Source organism: Szabonella alba, assembly GCF_016765775.1.
In the GTDB taxonomy this organism is placed as follows: Bacteria; Pseudomonadota; Alphaproteobacteria; order Rhodobacterales; family Rhodobacteraceae; genus Szabonella; species Szabonella alba.
The window spans coordinates 288,945-305,759 of sequence record NZ_JAESVN010000005.1 but is presented as its reverse complement, the minus strand read 5'-3'; the positions used below and the strand labels follow the sequence as shown (position 1 = coordinate 305,759).

Genomic DNA, 16,815 nt, shown 5'->3' with positions numbered 1-16,815 from the left:
TGTGCTGTGCTGCCGGTCAGCCCCGGGCCAGATCCTGCCGCGCCGCGTCAAAAACCTGCGCCAGATCACGCCAGATCCCGGCTGGCTCATCGTCCTTGGCCGCGATGCGCGCCTCCGGCAGCATCGGGAAGGTCACAAGCGACACCTCCCAAAGCTCCAGTTCGGACAAAAGCCTGCGGCCCTTGCTGTCGCGCTCGGCCCGCAGGGTGCGATAGCCGATCGACAATCCGTCAATCGCGCCTGCCGCGAGCAGCGCTGCCGCTTCACGCCCCTTTTCCACCTCGGGCAGGATGCGGCCCTTGACGTAAAGCCCTGTCGCGTCCTCGCGCACCTCGTCCCAGATGCCGATTGGCTGGCCGGGATCGTGCTGCCACAGCATCCGGACCCGGCGCCCGACCGCCATCAGCCGTTTCAGGCTGGCAGCATAGGCGCCTTTCTGGACGATATCGCCGCCCTGATCGGCCTTGCCGAACAGGCTGGCATAGCCTTCGACCCTGACGCCATCCGACACCACCAGACCGGCCTCAGGCTGGTGGAACTTGCGCTCGGGGGCGCCCTGAATTCCCTGAACTGTCATTCCATCACCTCATTGCCGCGCGTAAAACCGCCTCTGCCCCCTGCGCCAGCAGGAAGGCCGCCACCCCGTAGACACCCACCCAGATCCGCCGTTCGAGCCGCTCCAGCGCGCCCTCGATCTGGACCAGCCGGTATTCAAGCCCGCTCCAACGTTCGGCCGCGACGCGTTCATTCGCCTCGATCCGCGCCGTGGCCGCGTCGAAACTGTCATACAGAAATCGCGATCCGCCCCCCCGGACTTCGCTCATGCGTCCTCCGGCAGGGTTGGCTCCGGCAGGGCGGGCAGTCCCAGAATCGCGCGTTTCTCGGCGGGGGTCAGGAAATCGGCAGCCCCCACCCGCGCCCATTGCTGATCGCGCTCGACCGCCAGTGCCGGCACCTGATCCAGATCGGCGCGCAACTCGGCCGCCTCACCGCCCCATTGCGACAGCCAATGCGACAGCGCCGCCGTGACCTTGCCCACCAGCGGCAGCACCGTCAGCCGGAAAAAGGCGCGGTTCGCCTCCTGATAATTGGCATAGGTCGCATCTCCGGGGATCCCCAGCAGCATCGGCGGCACGCCAAAGGCGATGGCAATCTCGCGCGCCGCCGCCTCCTTGGTCTTGTGAAATTCCATATCCGACGGGCTGAACCCCATCGGCTTCCAGTCCAGACCGCCCTCCAGCAGCATTGGGCGGCCCGCATTGCGCGCGCCCTGATGATGGCTTTCCATCTCGCTGACCAGCCGGTCATACTGATCCGCCGACAGGGTCGATCCGCCATCCGCCCCGCGATAGACAATCGCGCCCGAGGGTCGGGCCGCATTGTCCAGAAGCGCCTTGGACCAGCGCGTGGCCGAAAGATGCACATCCATCGCCACCGCCGCCGCCTGCATCGGCGAGAATCCGTAATGGTCATCCTGCGGATGGAAACTGCGGATATGGCAGATCGGCGGCGGCCCGTCCTGCACCGCGAAACGATGCTTGCGGGCACCGACCGCGTATTCCCAGCCGACCGGCCAGCCATCCGGGCCGGGGATCACATTCATCCGGTCCGAGCGCAGCACATGCAGTTCCGCAGGCAACCCGGATGCGGCCAACCCCGGCACCGCCTCGACATAGGCATTGCCCGACAGCAGCAGCTGCCCATAAATCGCCTCAAGCATCTCCGCCCTTCCCTGCCCCGGGTTGGGCCGGCGTACCAGCTCCAGCAGCGGATGCGTCTCATAGCGGCGCTGGCAATCCTGCAGCACCAGCGGCAGGGCGGCGGCCGTTTCGGCAATCAGCTTGACCGCGCGAAAGCCGACCGGATTGCCCAGAAACCCCGCCCGGGTCAGGCTGGCCGTGTCACGCGGGCTCCAGGCCACGCGGCCCGCGCCCGGCCAGGCGACGACACGCCCGGTGGCCGAGGCTTTCTGCTCCGGCACTTCGACAGGGGCGGCGCGTTTCAGGAAATCGAAAACCATCGGCGTCAGTTCCTCTCGATCCTTGCGATCCATGGCCCCGAGGGTCATTCCGGGCCGCGTTCTGCATCTGGTTCTGAAGCAAATCCTTTGCGTTTCCTTAAAGCGACCGAACGCTGGGCCGCGCAAAGCTGCGGGCCGGGGCGATCAGCAGATCGGTCAGCGCCCAGACCAGCGCATCCACGCGGTCAGGGCTGCCCTTCCCCAGATAACCGCCCTGCGTCATCTGGCACATCTGATCCTCCAGCGCGCCCAGACCGGGCAGATGCGCCACCCGCCCCTGTTCATAAAGTGCGGCCACCGGCTCGGCCCGGGCGGATTTGCCCCGGCTGGCCCGCACCGCGCAATAGGGCACCAAAGGGTCGATCTGCCGGATCACCGCCTCGACCAGATCGCCGCCCTGATTGACCTCGGCCACCAGCCGGTCCGCCCCGTGCCGTTCCATTGCGCCCAAGGCCGCCCGCGCCCATTGGTCGGGGCTCGCGGCCCGCAGGCTCGCATCCTCCAGCACCACCGCCCGCCAGGTCTGTGGCGGGCCCCTGGTGATGGCCCCCACCACCACGATGCCACATTCATCCGATCCCGCATGGCCCGTCACCGGCGGATCGACCGCCACCACCAACCGGTCGAATTCCGGTGCAACCGGAATGCGCCCAGCATCCAGTGCCGCCGCCTGCCACAGTGCGCCCTCGGCCTCTTCCAGCAACTCTCCGCCCAGTTCCTGCCTGCCCAGACTGCTGCCGCCATAGCGCGCGCGCACTTCCTCAAGAAAACTTTCCGCCAGATGCGCGCGGTTCGCCTCGGTCGGCGCATGGGTCACGACCGTTGACGGGTTGCGCAGGATCGCCTTCAGCACCCCGACATTGCGCGGGGTCGTCGTGACGACCTGCCTGGGATTGTCCCCCAGCCGCAGCGCGAATTGCAGCATGTCCCAGGCATCCTGCCCGCGTTTCCATTTCGCCAGTTCATCAACCCATGCGGCATCAAATTGCGGCCCGCGCAACGCCTCGGGGTTCGACGCGGAATAGACCGTCGCCACCGCCCCGTTGGGCCAGACCAGCCGATTGCGTGTCGCCTCCCATGCCGGGCGGCGGTCGGGGGGCGAACAGGCAAGAATACCCGAGGGCCCGAAGATCATCACCTCGCGCGTCTGGTCTTCCGTCTCTCCGATCAGGGCGATGCGGCGCGCCCGGCCGGGTTCGCGCGGTGTCGCCCCTTCCGCCTCGGCGCGCACCCATTCGGCCCCCGCCCGGGTCTTGCCCGCGCCGCGCCCGCCCATGATGACCCAGCTTTTCCATGCGCCATCGGGCGGCAACTGATGCGGCAGCGCCCAGAATTCGAACAGCCAGGGCAAGGACAGCAATGCGTTGTCACTCAGCCCTTCAACGAAATCATCCACCAGGTCCGGCGTCGCGGAGGCGAGCCAGCCTGCGCCCGATCTCATCGCGCGCGGCGTCAAAATGAAGGGGCCCGGCCGCCCCGGTTCCGGCCTGTCCGGCACCCTGTCTGCGAAGTTTGTCAACTCTTGCCCTTTCCTCCATGGCGATCTGATAGGCCATGCGCAGATCGCGCACCGCCTGCAGCGCCAGTTTCGCGCGCGCCTCCCCCGGCGCGGGTTCAGCCGCCGGATCGTCCAGCGCCAGAACCACGCGGCCGAGCGCCAGTGCCGCCTGTGAAAAAATGTCTTCCGCCACGGTCAGCAATTCCACTGCCGGCCTCTCTCCCTCGGAGATGTCATTGGTCATATCCTGCTGCACCCGCCTCTCATGCTGCCCCCGCACAAGCGAAATGAAAAAGCGGCCCGGGTTTCCCCGTGCCGCCTGATGCATTTCTTCCAGCCTGCCCGAACGTTAGAGAGAAGCGTCCGGAAAGTCAAGTTTATTGCTGTATATCAGGCTCTTAAGCGAACCCGATCTTAACAGTTTATTAGCGGATTCCGTCAGGGCACATCGTAGAGCAGCCCCTGCAACCGCCATGAATCTCATTCACGACCGCGGTGTACACAAAACCGCCAGCGTTCAATCCCCCTGAACGCCTGTCACTCCATCCTCGCCGCGCTGTGCCTCGATCTGCCGCCAGCGGGCGACATTCTCGTTATGCTCGGACAGCGTTACGGCAAAGGCATGCCCCCCCGTGCCATCGGCCACGAAGAAGATATAGGGCGTTTCATCGGGGTTCAGTGTCGCCTCGATGCTCAACCGGCCCGGATTGGCAATCGGCGTCGGCGGCAGACCGTCGATGACATAGGTGTTCCATGGCGTTTCGCGCCGCAATTCCGATTGCCGCAGTCCCCGGCCCAGCACGCCTTCGCCTTGGGTCACACCATAGATCACCGTCGGGTCCGTCTGCAGTTTCATGCCTTGCCGCAGCCGGTTGACAAAGACACTCGCCACCTGCCCGCGTTCCTCGGGCATACCGGTTTCCTTTTCCACGATCGAGGCCATGATCAGCGCCTCGCCGGGGTTGGCATAGGGCAGCCCGTCCTGCCGTGACGCCCAGAGATCGGCCAGAATTCTGTCCTGACGCTGCTGCATCTGGGCAATCAGCGCAGCACGCTCCATGCCGCGGGACGAGTCATAGCTGTCCGGCGCAAGGCTGCCCTCAGGCGGGTTTTCCGCGATCTCGCCTTCAAGGAAATCGGCGCGTTTCAGGCTTTCAACCACCTGCCAGCTGGTCACACCCTCGGCCAGCGTCACCCGATAACGCAGGTCGCTGTCGCTTGCCGCATCGACATAATCCTGCGGCACGGCCTCGGCGAAAGGATCGAAGGCCACGACCTCGACATAGCGGCTTGTTGTCGGGTCAAGCTCGCGCAGGATCACATCCGTCCGCGTGACCCCGATGCGGAAATTCACCTCGCGGCCGCAGGTCGATTGTCCGCCCGCCGTCACGATATCCAGCACCTGCACCATCGAGGCCCCGGGCGGCACCAGATAGCTGCCGAACTTCAGACCCGCCGCCTTGTCGGAATAATCTGCGCCGATCCGGAAGATGCGCGCATCCGTAATCACGCCCTGCCCTTCCAGCGTCCGACTGACCGCGCTCAGCGAACTGCCCCGCTCCACCCGAACACAGGCCGCATCCGCCAGCGGTCCCGGCGCTGTGAACTGCTGCCGCCCCCAGGCCAGCAGCCCCGAGACCACGACCAGAATCACGATGATCAGCGTCAGCGCGTTAGAGGCGATGGCGCGCCACATCAGTCCGTCACCCGCCCGAGGATCAGGCTGGCATTGGTGCCGCCAAAGCCGAAGGAATTCGACAAGGCCACGTCGATCCGGCGCTTCACCGCCTTGTTCGGCGCCAGATCCAGCTTCGGCGCCACCGCCGGATTGTCCAGATTGATCGTCGGCGGGGCAACCTGATCGCGGATTGCCAGAACGCAGAAGATCGCCTCGACCGCGCCCGCAGCCCCCAGCAGATGCCCGATGGACGACTTGGTCGAGGACATCGTGGCCGTCTCAGCCGCTTCGCCCAACAGCCGCTCGACCGCGCCAAGCTCAATCGTGTCGGCCATGGTCGAGGTGCCATGCGCATTGATATAATCAATCTGCGACGGCTCCAGCCCGGCCCGCTTCAGCGCCATCTGCATGGAACGGTATCCGCCATCGCCATCTTCTGACGGGGCCGTGATGTGATAGGCATCGCCGGACAGACCGTAACCCAGCACCTCGGCATAGATCTTCGCGCCGCGTGCCTTGGCATGCTCGTATTCCTCCAGCACGACCACGCCCGCGCCCTCGCCCATCACGAAACCGTCGCGGTCGGCGTCATAGGGCCGGCTGGCCTTGGTGGGATCATCCGCGCGCTTGGTGGACAGCGCCTTGCAGGCATTGAAGCCCGCAATCCCGATTTCCGAGATCGGGCTTTCCGCCCCGCCCGCAACCATCACATCGGCATCGTCGAACGCGATCAGCCGTGCCGCGTCACCGATGGCATGGGCACCGGTGGAACAGGCGGTCACCACCGCATGGTTAGGCCCCTTGAACCCGAACCGGATCGAGACCTGCCCCGAGACCAGATTGATCAGAGCACCGGGAATAAAGAAAGGCGAGACACGCTTGGCCCCCTTTTCCTTGATGAGGACCGCCGTTTCGGCAATCGAGGTCAGCCCGCCGATGCCCGATCCGATCATGACGCCGGTGCGGCATTTCTCGTCCTCGGTGGCCGGTTTCCAGCCCGAATCCGCCACGGCCTGCTGCGCGGCTGCCATGCCGTAAAGAATGAAATCATCGACCTTGCGGCGGTCCTTCGGCTCCATCCAGTCATCCGGGTTGAAGCTGCCGTCGCTGCCATCACCATAAGGGATCTCGCAAGCATATTGTGTCACCACCCCCGACGGGTCGAAACGGGTAATCGGCCCCGCCCCGGATTGCCCCGCAATCAGCCGTTCCCATGTCGCCTCCACACCCGAGGCAAGAGGCGTGACCATTCCAAGTCCGGTGATTACGACGCGACGCATGGCAAATCCTTCTGCAGCCCGGGCCCGCGCGAAGGGACCCATCCTCGCCCAGCCTGATACACGGCCCCGTCTGCGCGCGCAACAATCCGGCGCGGGCTGCGCGGCAATCCCCCTTCCGGAAACGGTCGGCAGAAACTCGGCAGGGGCTACAGGCTAAATGAAAAAGGCGCCCCGTGGGGCGCCCTTGTAATCGTATCGGCAGCAACCGTGATCAGACGGCAGCCGAGATGAATTTCACCGCATCGCCGAAGGTCTGGATCGTTTCGGCAGCGTCATCCGGGATCTCGATGCCGAATTCTTCCTCGAAAGCCATGACCAGTTCGACCGTGTCAAGGCTGTCCGCGCCGAGATCGTCGATGAACGAGGCGCTCTCGGTCACCTTGTCTTCCTCGACGCCCAGATGTTCGACGACGATCTTCTTCACGCGGTCGGCGATGTCGCTCATGTCTCTTCCTCGCAGTTGGGGGCAGACGGCCCCGCCTTGGTGTCCCTTGCCCCGGGGGGCGGTTGTGCGACCGTCCTTGAACGGATCGGATCGCGTCAGGGCCGCAGCTTTCCGCCCGGCGTCTTCGTCGGGCCTATAGCAAGCGCCGCCAGCCAAGGCAAACGCTTTCCCGTCTTCTTCTGATTGCCCGTTCCGGGCAATCCGCTCCGCCGACGATCAACCGGCAGGACATCCCCCGCCCTGGCCCCTGCCATGCTCCCGCCGTGCGCGCGGCGCAAGCGGCGGAAAGCCCGGTCAGATCATGGCCATGCCGCCATTCACATGCAGCGTTGCCCCGGTGACATAGCCCGCCTCGGGACTGGCAAGGTACAGCACTGCCGCCGCAATCTCGGCCGCATCGCCCATACGCCCCGCCGGGATCTGGGTCAGGATGCGCCCCTTCTGTTCATCGTTCAGCTTGTCGGTCATTGCCGTCGCAATGAACCCCGGCGCCACGCAGTTAACGGTGATTCCCCGGCTGGCCACTTCGGCGGCAAGGCTTTTGGACATGCCAACCATACCGGCCTTCGAGGCCGCGTAATTCCCCTGCCCGGGATTGCCCGTCGATCCCACGATCGACGAGACATTGACGATCCGCCCCCAACGCGCCTTCATCATGCCCCGCAGCACACCCCGACACAGCCGGAAGGTCGAGGTCAGGTTCACATCCAGAACCGATTGCCATTCCTCATCCGACATCCGCATGAACAGGTTGTCACGGGTGATCCCGGCATTGTTCACCAGAATATCGACCGATCCCATTGCGGTAATGGCCGCCTTGGGCAGGGCCTCGACGGCTGCGGCATCCGACAGGTTGCAGGGCAGCACATGCGCCTGCCCGCCAAGCTCTGCCGCCAGCGCCTCCAGCGGCTCGACCCGTGTCCCCGACAGGCCGACCACCGCGCCCGCACCATGCAAGGCCCGCGCCACATCGGCGCCGATCCCGCCCGAGGCGCCCGTGACAAGCGCCGTCTTTCCCGTCAGATCGAACATGCCTCACTCCTTTTGCAGTTCCGCCCCGACGCAGAAACACCGCCGGGAATTGCGTGATCAGGCCTGCGGCCCGGTTTCATCCGGCGCGACCGCACCGGCCCATGACACAGAGCTCCCGCAGGGATCAGCCGCGCAGGGCAGCAATGTCCTCGGGCGTGCCGATATTCCGGGTCGTGGTCTCTTTCGCGATGCGACGGATCATGCCCGACAGCGCCTTGCCCGCACCGATTTCCCAGAACTCGGTGACCCCGGCCCCGGCCATCCATTCGACAGATTCGCGCCAACGCACCACGCCCGTCACCTGCGCCACCAGCAGCGCCCGGATCCGGTCTGGCTCGGTCACCGCCTCGGCGCGGACATTCACCACTACCGGCACATCCGGGGCTGAAATGACCACGCCTGCCAGCGCATCGCCCATTACCGCCGCCGCAGGCTCCATCAACACACAATGGAACGGGGCCGAGACCGGCAGCAGCAGCGCCCGTTTCGCGCCGCGTGCCTTGGCGATCTCCACCGCACGCTCCACTGCGCCGCGATGGCCCGACACCACCACCTGCGCCGGATCATTGTCATTGGCCGCCTGACAGACCTCGCCCTCGGCCGCCTCGGCCGCCACTTCGGTCGCCGTGGCGAAATCCAGCCCCAGCAGGGCCGCCATCGCCCCGACGCCGACCGGCACAGCCTCCTGCATCGCGGCCCCCCGGATGCGCAGCAGGCGCGCGGTATCGGCAAGACCGATGGATCCCGCCGCGCAAAGCGCCGAATATTCGCCAAGGCTGTGACCAGCCACGAAATCCGCCGTGCCCTCCAGCGGCATACCTTCCGCTTCCAGCGCCCGCAGGGCCGCGATCGAGGTTGCCATCAGCGCGGGCTGGGCATTCTGCGTCAATGTCAGTTCGGCAATATCGCCTTCCCAGATCAGCGCCGACAGCTTTTCGCCCAAAGCCTCGTCCACCTCGTCAAAGACCGCCCGCGCCGCCGGATAGCTCTCGGCCAGCGCCCGCCCCATGCCGATGGTCTGGGCGCCCTGCCCCGGAAATACGAATGCCCGCGTCATCTGTCCTCCACTGCGCGCCCTGGCGCCGCTGTCCCTGCGTCCTGACCGGGAATAGCCCAGCGCCTGCCTGCGCGCAATCTCTCAAGCCCCGTCTGCAGGGAGTGGCCGCTTTGCACAGGGCCTGTGCAGGGCCGGACTTTCGCAGGTGCAGCATCGCCTCTAATCTGCGCCGCGACAGTTACCGGAGTCCGATCATGTCCCTTGCCAACACGACCCGCAGCTATGGCCGCATCGCGCGCGTGCTTCACTGGCTGACCGCCGGGCTGATCCTGATTGCCCTGCCGCTGGGTGTCATCGCCAATGACCTGCCCTATGACACATCCGACCAGTTGCTGCGCAAAGCGCAGCTTTTTTCGCTGCACAAGACGCTGGGGATCGCGGCCTTCTTTACCGGCCTTGCCCGCATCCTCTGGGCGCTGACCCAGCCGCATCCGCAGCCGTTGCATCCCGAGCGGCGGTTTGAGACCTTCGTTGCGGGGGCGGTCCACTGGATGCTTTATATCGCGCTGCTCGCCGTGCCGCTGACCGGCTGGGTGCATCACGCGGCGACCACCGCCTTTGCGCCGATCCTCTGGCCGTTCGGACAGGGCCTGCCCTTCGTGCCCACCTCGGAAACCATCGCCCATGGCGCGGCGGCCCTGCACGGGGTCTTTACCAAATTGCTGGCCGCCTCGGTGATCCTGCATGTCGCAGGCGCCCTGAAACACCATCTGATCGACCGTGATGCAACCCTGCGACGCATGGTCTCGGGCCTTGCCGCCCCGACCGACGGGGCGCAGGCCACCGTGAAACCGCGGGCCGCCGCGCTGACCGCCCTCGTGATCTTTATCGCGGGCGGCGGGCTTGCGCTGTGGCTTGGGACGGGGCAGGGCCAGCCTTCGGGATCTGCGCCCACCACGGCCCAGACCGCCATCGAAAACGGCGGCAACTGGCAGGTGGCCGAGGGAACGCTGGGCCTGACGGTTCAGCAACTGGGCGCCCCCGTCTCGGGCCAGTTCGAAACCTGGCAGGCCGAGATCCGCTTCGACGACCGCGCGACCCCGCCCACCGGCCAGACCCGCGTGCGCATCGACATGACCAGCCTGCGTCTGGGGTCGGTGACCACACAAGCCCAAGGCGCGGATTTCCTCGATACCGCCGCCCATTCCGACGCGGTTTTCGAGGCCGCGATTGCCCCCGATGGCACGGGCTACGTTGCCGAGGGCACGCTGACCCTGCGCGGCATCACTCACCCGCTGCGCCTGCCCTTCACGCTGGCGATTGACGGGGATCAGGCCCGCATGACCGGCAGCGCCGTGCTGGACCGCCGCGATTTCGGCATCGGGGCCAGCTATGGCGACGAGGCCACGGTGGGCTTTGCCGTCACCCTCGACATCGCCCTGACCGCCACCCGCGTTACACCCTGACCCGTTCCGGCAGGTCAGATCCGCCCAACCGCCTCAAGCGCGCGTTCCAGCCGGGCCATCGTGCCCGGCACATCGCGCAGCTTGTCCAGACCAAAGAGACCAAGGCGGAAGGTCCGGAACGCCTCCCCCTCGCCGACCTGCAAGGGCACACCCGCCGCGATCTGCAAGCCCTGTTCGCGAAAACGCGCGCCGTTCTGCACCGCCGGATCCTCGGTATAGCTGACGACAACCCCCGGCGCGCCGAACCCCTCAGCCGCGACCGACCGGACCCCGCGCGCGGCCAGCATCGCCCGCACGCCCAGCCCCAGTTCCCATTGTGCCTCCCGCGCGGCCTCAAACCCCATTTCGCGGGTTTCGGCCATCGCATCGCGGAACCCGATCAGCGCATCGGTGGGCATCGTGGCATGATAGGCATGGCCGCCCCCTTCATAGGCTGCCATGATCGCGCGCCATTTCTTCAGATCCAGTGCGAAACTGTCTGATGTGGTCCCGTCCAGCCGCGCCGCCGCCCGCTCCGACAGCATCACCAGCCCCGCCGAGGGGGAGGCCGACCAGCCCTTCTGCGGTGCCGAGATCAGCACATCGACGCCGGACGACGCCATATCCACCCAGACACAGCCCGAGGCGATGCAGTCCAGCACCATCAGCGCGCCCACTTCATGCGCCGCATCGGCCATGGCACGGATATACTCATCGGGCAGGATGATCCCCGAACTGGTCTCGACATGTGGCGCGAAAACCGCGGCGGGGCGGGTCTCGCGGATCCGCGCCACGACCTCCTCCACCGGGGGCGGCGCATAGGGCGCGCGGGCGTCATTGCCGGTCTGGCGCGCCATAACGACCTCGACAGCCGCTGCAAAACCGCCCGCCTCGAAAATCTGGCTCCAGCGGAAGGAAAACCAGCCATTGCGCAGCACCAGCACCTTTTCACCGCGCCCGAACTGCCGCGCGACTGATTCCATCGCATAGGTTCCGCCGCCCGGCACCACCGCCACCGCCACCGCGCCGTAAACCTCCCGCAGGCCGTCCGAGATCTCGCGCATCGCCTTCTGGAACCGTGCCGACATGTGGTTCAGCGACCGATCCGTGAAAACGACCGAGAATTCCTGCAACCCATCGGGGTCGATATGGGAATGCGGCAGATGCGTCATGGCGGGATCTCCTTTGCTTGGGCCCCTTACCTAACGCGCCCCTGCCGGTCAGGGCCAGCGCGAATCGCCCCACGCCCTACGCGGTCAGCCTGTCGGACCCGGCCGCCCCTCCTCGGACAACAGCACATTGGCCTCCACCTGCCCCACGCCGGGCAGCGTCATGATGCGCCGCCGCAGGACGCGTTCAAAATCCGCCAGATCGCGGGCGACCACGCGCAAACGGTAATCAAACAGTCCCAGCACATGCTGCACGACCTGCACTTCGGGAATGGCGGTCACGGCGCGCTCGAAATCCTCAAGACTGACCCGTCCCTTGGTTGCCAGCTTGACGCCCAGAAAGACCGTCACCCCGAACCCCAGTGCCGCGCGGTCCACGACAACACGCCGTCCCCGGATCACCCCCGCCTCCTCCAGCCGCCGGATACGCCGCCATGTCGCGGGCTGGCCCAGACCCAGTTCCCGCCCCAGCGCGCCTGCCCCGATTGTGGCATCCTGCACCAGCCTGCGCAGGATTGCGCGATCCATGTCGTCAAGGTCGATCATACCGGCAGTGCCCCCTCATCCTTGATCGTCGCCACCAGCATCAACGCCTCGATATCGGCGATATGCGGCAAGGTCAGGATCCGCCTGCGATAGATTTCCTGATAATGTGCCATGTCGCGCGCGATCACCGTCAGCCGCAGATCGACCCGGCCCAGAAAGGTCTCGATCCCCGTCACCTCGGGCACCTGCCGTGCGGCATCCAGAAATTCGTCAAAGGCGCGGGGGTTGGTCTTGTCGAGATTGAAGCGCAGCGACACCTCGACCGCATATCCCAGCCGCCGCCAGTCGATCTCGGCCACCGTCGCGCGTATCACGCCGCCCGCGCGCAGCCGGTCCAGCCGCCGCCAGCAGGTTGCCGTGGTCACCCCCGCCCGCGCCGCCAGATCGGCATTGGACAGGTCCGGATCGGCCAGCAGATGGCGCAGGATGCGGCGGTCGGTATCGTCTATCTGCATGATTATTTCATAATCTTCATCATTGGGCATGATCATTACGCAAATCGGAAAGTAATGGCAAATTTTGCGCCCATCCTTTCCTGCATCTGCCTATTCTGCACGCCAGTGAAACCCGAAAGGACCAAGACATGCGCGTTTACTACGACCGCGATTGCGACGTGAACCTCATCAAGGACAAGAAAGTGGCGATCCTGGGCTATGGCTCGCAAGGCCATGCCCATGCGCTGAACCTGCGCGATTCGGGCGCCAAGAACCTTGTCGTCGCCCTGCGCGAAGGCTCCCCTTCCGCCAAGAAGGCCGAAGGCGAAGGTCTCAAGGTCATGGGCATCGCCGAGGCCGCCGCCTGGGCCGATCTGATCATGTTCACCATGCCCGATGAATTGCAGGCCGAAACCTACAAGAAATACGTTCATGACAACCTGCGCGAAGGCTCGGCCATCGCCTTTGCCCATGGTCTGAATGTGCATTTCGGGCTGATTGAGCCGAAACCCGGCGTCGATGTCATCATGATGGCGCCCAAAGGCCCCGGCCACACGGTGCGCGGCGAATATGTCAAAGGCGGCGGCGTGCCCTGCCTTGTTGCGGTCAACAATGACGCGACCGGCAAGGCGCTGGAAATCGGCCTGTCCTATTGCTCGGCCATCGGCGGCGGGCGCTCGGGCGTCATCGAGACCAATTTCCGCGAGGAATGTGAAACCGACCTCTTCGGCGAACAGGCCGTGCTCTGCGGTGGTCTGGTCGAACTGATCCGCATGGGCTTCGAGACGCTGGTCGAAGCCGGGTATGAGCCCGAAATGGCCTATTTCGAATGCCTGCACGAAGTAAAGCTGATCGTCGACCTGATCTATGAAGGCGGCATCGCGAACATGAACTACTCGATCTCGAACACCGCCGAATATGGCGAATATGTCTCGGGCCCGCGTATCCTGCCCTATGAGGAAACCAAGGCCCGCATGAAAGCGGTTCTGAAGGACATCCAGACCGGCAAGTTCGTGCGCGATTTCATGCAGGAAAATGCCGTCGGCCAGCCCTCGTTCAAGGCGACGCGCCGCATCAATGACGAACACCAGATCGAGAAGGTCGGTGAGAAACTGCGCGGCATGATGCCCTGGATCTCCAAGGGCAAGATGGTCGACAAGGCCCGCAACTGATTAGGGACTGCATCGTGACAATCAAAAGGGCGCCTTCGGGCGCCCTTTTTGGTGCTTTGCGGTGACTTCAAAGGCCACGTCACTCTTTCAGACGGATCGCCACAGTCGTCTGCCACTTTTCGGGCTCAGGCTCTTCCCCGGGGCTGTTGTGATAGATTTCCAGCCGACAGCCAAAGCGTTCGCCCCGGCCATCTGGCCATGAATCGAAGGTCAGCCCCATATGCGCCGCCCAGCCGATCAGCACCGCATTCACGGTAATCAGCGGGTCATAGCGGCCGAACCATGTAATTTCTGCATAACGGCCCGCAGGCAGTTCCGCCGACACGATATCAGCAGCACGCGGGTCAATCAGCCTGTCCACCGGCAGGCCGAATTCCATTTCAAGCTCGGGCATCACGACCAGATCATGCTTGAAAAACAACGGCCCCGAGATGGTCAGCCCATGCTCGGCCACCGTCGCGAACAGCCTGTCCAGAATGGCCGGAAGCTGATCATCGAAGGGCAGCGATACCTGCGCCCTGAGCGCCAGATAGGGCGTCACCTCCCGCCTTGTGATTTCAGGCAGGGTCAGCATCCGAAAGCCTCTGCGAACCGGGAACCATTGCAAGATAGCACAAAATGGGCCCACAGGTCCAATCCGGCCGCGTCGTCAGGGTGGCTCTGTCTGGCGGTCAGACCGCCGCCTCGACCGCGCCGACAATGTCATCCACCACTTCGGCCAGCAGCTGTTCATCCTCACATTCCGCCATCACGCGGATCAAGGGTTCGGTCCCCGATTTCCGGATCAGCAAACGCCCGGTCCCGACCAGTCTTGCCTCGGCATCATCTATCACTTTTCGAACATTTGATGTCCCGATCGGGTCACTTCCCGACTGATACCGCACATTTTTCAATAATTGTGGCACAGGGGCGAATTGCTGTGTCAGGGCGCTTGCGGGCTGGCCCGTGCGCGCCATTTCCGACAGGAATTGCAGACCCGCGATCATGCCATCGCCCGTTGTCGCATAATCGGTCATCACGATATGGCCGGACTGTTCGCCCCCCAGATTGAAGCCCCCCGCCCGCATCCGTTCCACCACATAGCGATCTCCGACCGCCGTGCGCTCCAGCCGCAGACCGCGCGCCTGCATGAAGCGTTCCAGCCCCAGATTGGACATGACGGTGGCGACCAGCGCGCCACCGCGCAGCCGCCCCTCCTCGGCCCAGCGGCCCGCCATCATCGCCATGATCTGGTCGCCATCGGCAACGCGGCCCTGTTCATCCAGAATCATCACCCGGTCGGCATCACCATCCAGACAGATGCCCACATCCGCCCCATGCTGCACCACCGCCTCGGCGGCGGTCTCGACATGGGTGGATCCGACACGGTCATTGATATTGCGCCCGTTGGGCGACACGCCGACCGGCACGACCGTCGCGCCCAGTTCCCACAGCACCTCGGGGGCAACCTTATAGGCCGCACCATGGGCGCAATCGACCACCACCTTCAGCCCGTCCAGACGCAGCCCCGCCGGAAAGGTCGTCTTGGCATATTCCTGATAGCGCCCCCGCGCATCCTCGATCCGCCGCGCCCGTCCGATATTCTCGGGCCGCGCAGGCACGATCTCGGCCTCAAGGATCGCCTCGATCGCGGTTTCGGCCTCATCGCTCAGCTTGAACCCGTCGGGACCGAAGAACTTGATGCCATTGTCATCCGCCGGGTTGTGGCTGGCCGAGATCATCACCCCCAGATCGGCGCGCATCGACCGGGTCAGAAACCCCACCGCAGGGGTCGGCACCGGCCCCAGCAGCAGCACATTCATCCCGGTCGAGGTCAGCCCCGCCGTCAGCGCGTTTTCCAGCATATAGCCTGACAGGCGCGTATCCTTGCCGATCACCACGCGATGCGCGGCCGATCCGTCTCGGCGGAAGTACCGCCCCGCAGCCGCGCCCAGCCGCAACGCCATTTCCGCCGTCATCGGATGGCTATTCGCCCGTCCCCGCACCCCATCAGTTCCGAAAAGCTTGCGGCTCATTGCGTGGTCCCTCCGTTGCAGGCCGACCAGAGGGTCAGCGCCTGTCGTGTCTCTTTCATGTCATGGACACGCAGGATCTGCGCCCCCTGCGCCGCCCCGGCCAGCGCCACGGCCAGCGACCCCGCCACCCGCCGGTCGGCCTGCGGCTCATCGCTCAGCGTGCCGATGAACCGCTTGCGCGATGCGCCCAGCAGAATCGGACAGCCCAGCGCGTGAAACATCGACAGTCGCGCGATCAGCGCCAGATTATGCGCCAGCGTCTTGCCAAAACCGATGCCGGGGTCAACGATGATCCGCGCGCGCAAAATCCCCGCCGCCTCGGCCACAGCGATGCGCGCTTCAAGATAGTCATAGACATCCAGCACCACATCGTCATAGCGCGGATCATCCTGCATCGTCGCGGGGTCGCCTTGCGCATGCATCAGGCAAACCGGCACGCCGCGTTCCGCAACCAGTGGTGCAAGCGCCGGATCATGGCCCAGTGCCGCGACATCATTGACGATATTCGCCCCCGCCGCCAGCGCCGCGCCCGCCACGCCCGCCTTGCGCGTGTCGATCGAGATGGGCGTTTCGACCCCTTCAGCCCGCAGCGCGGCAATCACCGGTGCGGTGCGCGCAATTTCTTCGTCTTCGGGAACCTCGGCCGATCCGGGCCGGGTGCTTTCGCCACCGATATCCAGAATATCGGCCCCCGCCGCCACCATGGCGCGCGCCTGCGCCGCCGCCTGCCCCGCATCCAGAAAACGACCGCCATCGGAAAAGCTGTCTGGCGTCACGTTCAGAATACCCATAAGGGCGGGGCGTGTTGTGGGCAGATCCGACAGGTTCCGCGGCGCGGTCAGTCGCGCCAGCGCCCCGGCGGGCACCTCCGCAACCGGGATCACCAGCGGCGCGCGGCCACGTTCCAGCACTTCGGCATGGCTGAACCAGCACCAGCCCCCCGCCAGCGGCAGTGCCGTGTCGGAGCGCGCCGGTCCGGTCTGCGGAAGAGGTCGGAAAACAGTCATGCCGCCCGCTGGTTCGCGCCCCTCATCCCCGGGGCCGGGCCTCTGATGTGCCGCATCACCCGGACCGGAGCAAGGGC

General features: G+C 65.4%; 18 protein-coding genes. 2 read left to right on the top strand and 16 right to left on the bottom strand.

The genetic code is table 11. From position 1 onward, the window contains the following. Positions 1-16 precede the first annotated feature (16 nt). From JL811_RS13690 to fabD, 10 genes are all read right to left on the bottom strand, one after another. Positions 17-577 (bottom strand): HK97 family phage prohead protease, encoded by a 561-nt coding sequence (locus JL811_RS13690; protein WP_202689263.1) that lies wholly within the window; start codon positions 575-577, stop codon positions 17-19. A 4-nt stretch (positions 578-581) separates the two neighbouring features. Continuing rightward, on the bottom strand, positions 582-824 hold the full coding sequence (locus JL811_RS13685) for a GTA head formation protein, RCAP_rcc01685 family (protein ID WP_202689262.1): 243 nt from the start codon (positions 822-824) through the stop codon (positions 582-584). Further along, positions 821-2,020 carry a phage portal protein gene (locus tag JL811_RS13680; protein ID WP_202689303.1) on the bottom strand — a complete coding sequence of 400 codons (1,200 nt, stop codon included), beginning with the start codon at positions 2,018-2,020 and terminating at the stop codon, positions 821-823. Before JL811_RS13680 ends, JL811_RS13685 begins: the two co-directional genes overlap by 4 nt. Positions 2,021-2,117: 97 nt before the next feature. Then, positions 2,118-3,461 (bottom strand): DNA-packaging protein, encoded by a 1,344-nt coding sequence (locus tag JL811_RS13675; protein WP_202689261.1) that lies wholly within the window; start codon positions 3,459-3,461, stop codon positions 2,118-2,120. Continuing rightward, positions 3,409-3,762, bottom strand: a complete 354-nt coding sequence (locus JL811_RS13670; protein ID WP_202689260.1) for a hypothetical protein — start codon at positions 3,760-3,762, stop codon at positions 3,409-3,411. The genes JL811_RS13675 and JL811_RS13670 overlap by 53 nt, the downstream gene beginning before the upstream one ends. A 273-nt stretch (positions 3,763-4,035) precedes the next feature. Further along, positions 4,036-5,214: an endolytic transglycosylase MltG gene (mltG, locus tag JL811_RS13665; protein WP_202689259.1), complete on the bottom strand. Its 1,179-nt coding sequence runs from the start codon at positions 5,212-5,214 to the stop codon at positions 4,036-4,038. Continuing rightward, on the bottom strand, positions 5,214-6,476 hold the full coding sequence (gene fabF, locus JL811_RS13660) for a beta-ketoacyl-ACP synthase II (protein WP_202689258.1): 1,263 nt from the start codon (positions 6,474-6,476) through the stop codon (positions 5,214-5,216). Before fabF ends, mltG begins: the two co-directional genes overlap by 1 nt. Before the next feature lie 211 nt (positions 6,477-6,687). Beyond that, positions 6,688-6,921, bottom strand: a complete 234-nt coding sequence (locus JL811_RS13655) for an acyl carrier protein (RefSeq protein WP_202689257.1) — start codon at positions 6,919-6,921, stop codon at positions 6,688-6,690. Positions 6,922-7,215: 294 nt separating this feature from the next. Continuing rightward, positions 7,216-7,953 carry a 3-oxoacyl-[acyl-carrier-protein] reductase gene (gene fabG / locus JL811_RS13650; RefSeq protein ID WP_202689256.1) on the bottom strand — a complete coding sequence of 246 codons (738 nt, stop codon included), beginning with the start codon at positions 7,951-7,953 and terminating at the stop codon, positions 7,216-7,218. 124 nt (positions 7,954-8,077) lie between these two features. Then, complete coding sequence (fabD, locus tag JL811_RS13645) at positions 8,078-9,010, bottom strand: ACP S-malonyltransferase (RefSeq protein ID WP_202689255.1); 933 nt, start codon at positions 9,008-9,010, stop codon at positions 8,078-8,080. Between the two features lie 194 nt (positions 9,011-9,204). On the opposite strand from fabD, the gene JL811_RS13640 reads away from it, so the two are divergent. Continuing rightward, on the top strand, positions 9,205-10,416 hold the full coding sequence (locus JL811_RS13640; protein ID WP_202689254.1) for a cytochrome b/b6 domain-containing protein: 1,212 nt from the start codon (positions 9,205-9,207) through the stop codon (positions 10,414-10,416). A gap of 14 nt (positions 10,417-10,430) precedes the next feature. On the opposite strand, the gene JL811_RS13635 is transcribed toward JL811_RS13640, so the two are convergent. The 3 genes from JL811_RS13635 to JL811_RS13625 all read right to left on the bottom strand — a co-directional run bounded on the left by JL811_RS13635 (position 10,431) and on the right by JL811_RS13625 (position 12,565). Then, entirely contained in the window at positions 10,431-11,567 is a 1,137-nt protein-coding gene (locus JL811_RS13635; protein WP_202689253.1) for an aminotransferase class V-fold PLP-dependent enzyme, read from the bottom strand. Between the two features lie 84 nt (positions 11,568-11,651). Beyond that, a complete protein-coding gene (locus JL811_RS13630) occupies positions 11,652-12,110 on the bottom strand; it encodes an Lrp/AsnC family transcriptional regulator (protein ID WP_202689252.1) in 459 nt (152 codons plus the stop codon). Further along, on the bottom strand, positions 12,107-12,565 hold the full coding sequence (locus tag JL811_RS13625; RefSeq protein WP_202689251.1) for an Lrp/AsnC family transcriptional regulator: 459 nt from the start codon (positions 12,563-12,565) through the stop codon (positions 12,107-12,109). The genes JL811_RS13630 and JL811_RS13625 overlap by 4 nt, the downstream gene beginning before the upstream one ends. Positions 12,566-12,693: 128 nt before the next feature. Between JL811_RS13625 and ilvC the strand changes: the two genes are divergently transcribed. Next, positions 12,694-13,716, top strand: a complete 1,023-nt coding sequence (gene ilvC, locus JL811_RS13620) for a ketol-acid reductoisomerase (protein WP_202689250.1) — start codon at positions 12,694-12,696, stop codon at positions 13,714-13,716. A 79-nt stretch (positions 13,717-13,795) separates the two neighbouring features. Here ilvC and JL811_RS13615 read toward each other — a convergent pair whose 3' ends face one another. The 3 genes from JL811_RS13615 to folP all read right to left on the bottom strand — a co-directional run bounded on the left by JL811_RS13615 (position 13,796) and on the right by folP (position 16,738). Next, complete coding sequence (locus tag JL811_RS13615) at positions 13,796-14,290, bottom strand: GyrI-like domain-containing protein (protein WP_202689249.1); 495 nt, start codon at positions 14,288-14,290, stop codon at positions 13,796-13,798. 97 nt (positions 14,291-14,387) lie between these two features. Next, positions 14,388-15,731, bottom strand: coding sequence for a phosphoglucosamine mutase (glmM, locus tag JL811_RS13610; RefSeq protein WP_202689248.1), 1,344 nt, complete (start codon positions 15,729-15,731; stop codon positions 14,388-14,390). Further along, entirely contained in the window at positions 15,728-16,738 is a 1,011-nt protein-coding gene (gene folP / locus JL811_RS13605; protein WP_202689247.1) for a dihydropteroate synthase, read from the bottom strand. Before folP ends, glmM begins: the two co-directional genes overlap by 4 nt. Positions 16,739-16,815 lie beyond the last annotated feature (77 nt).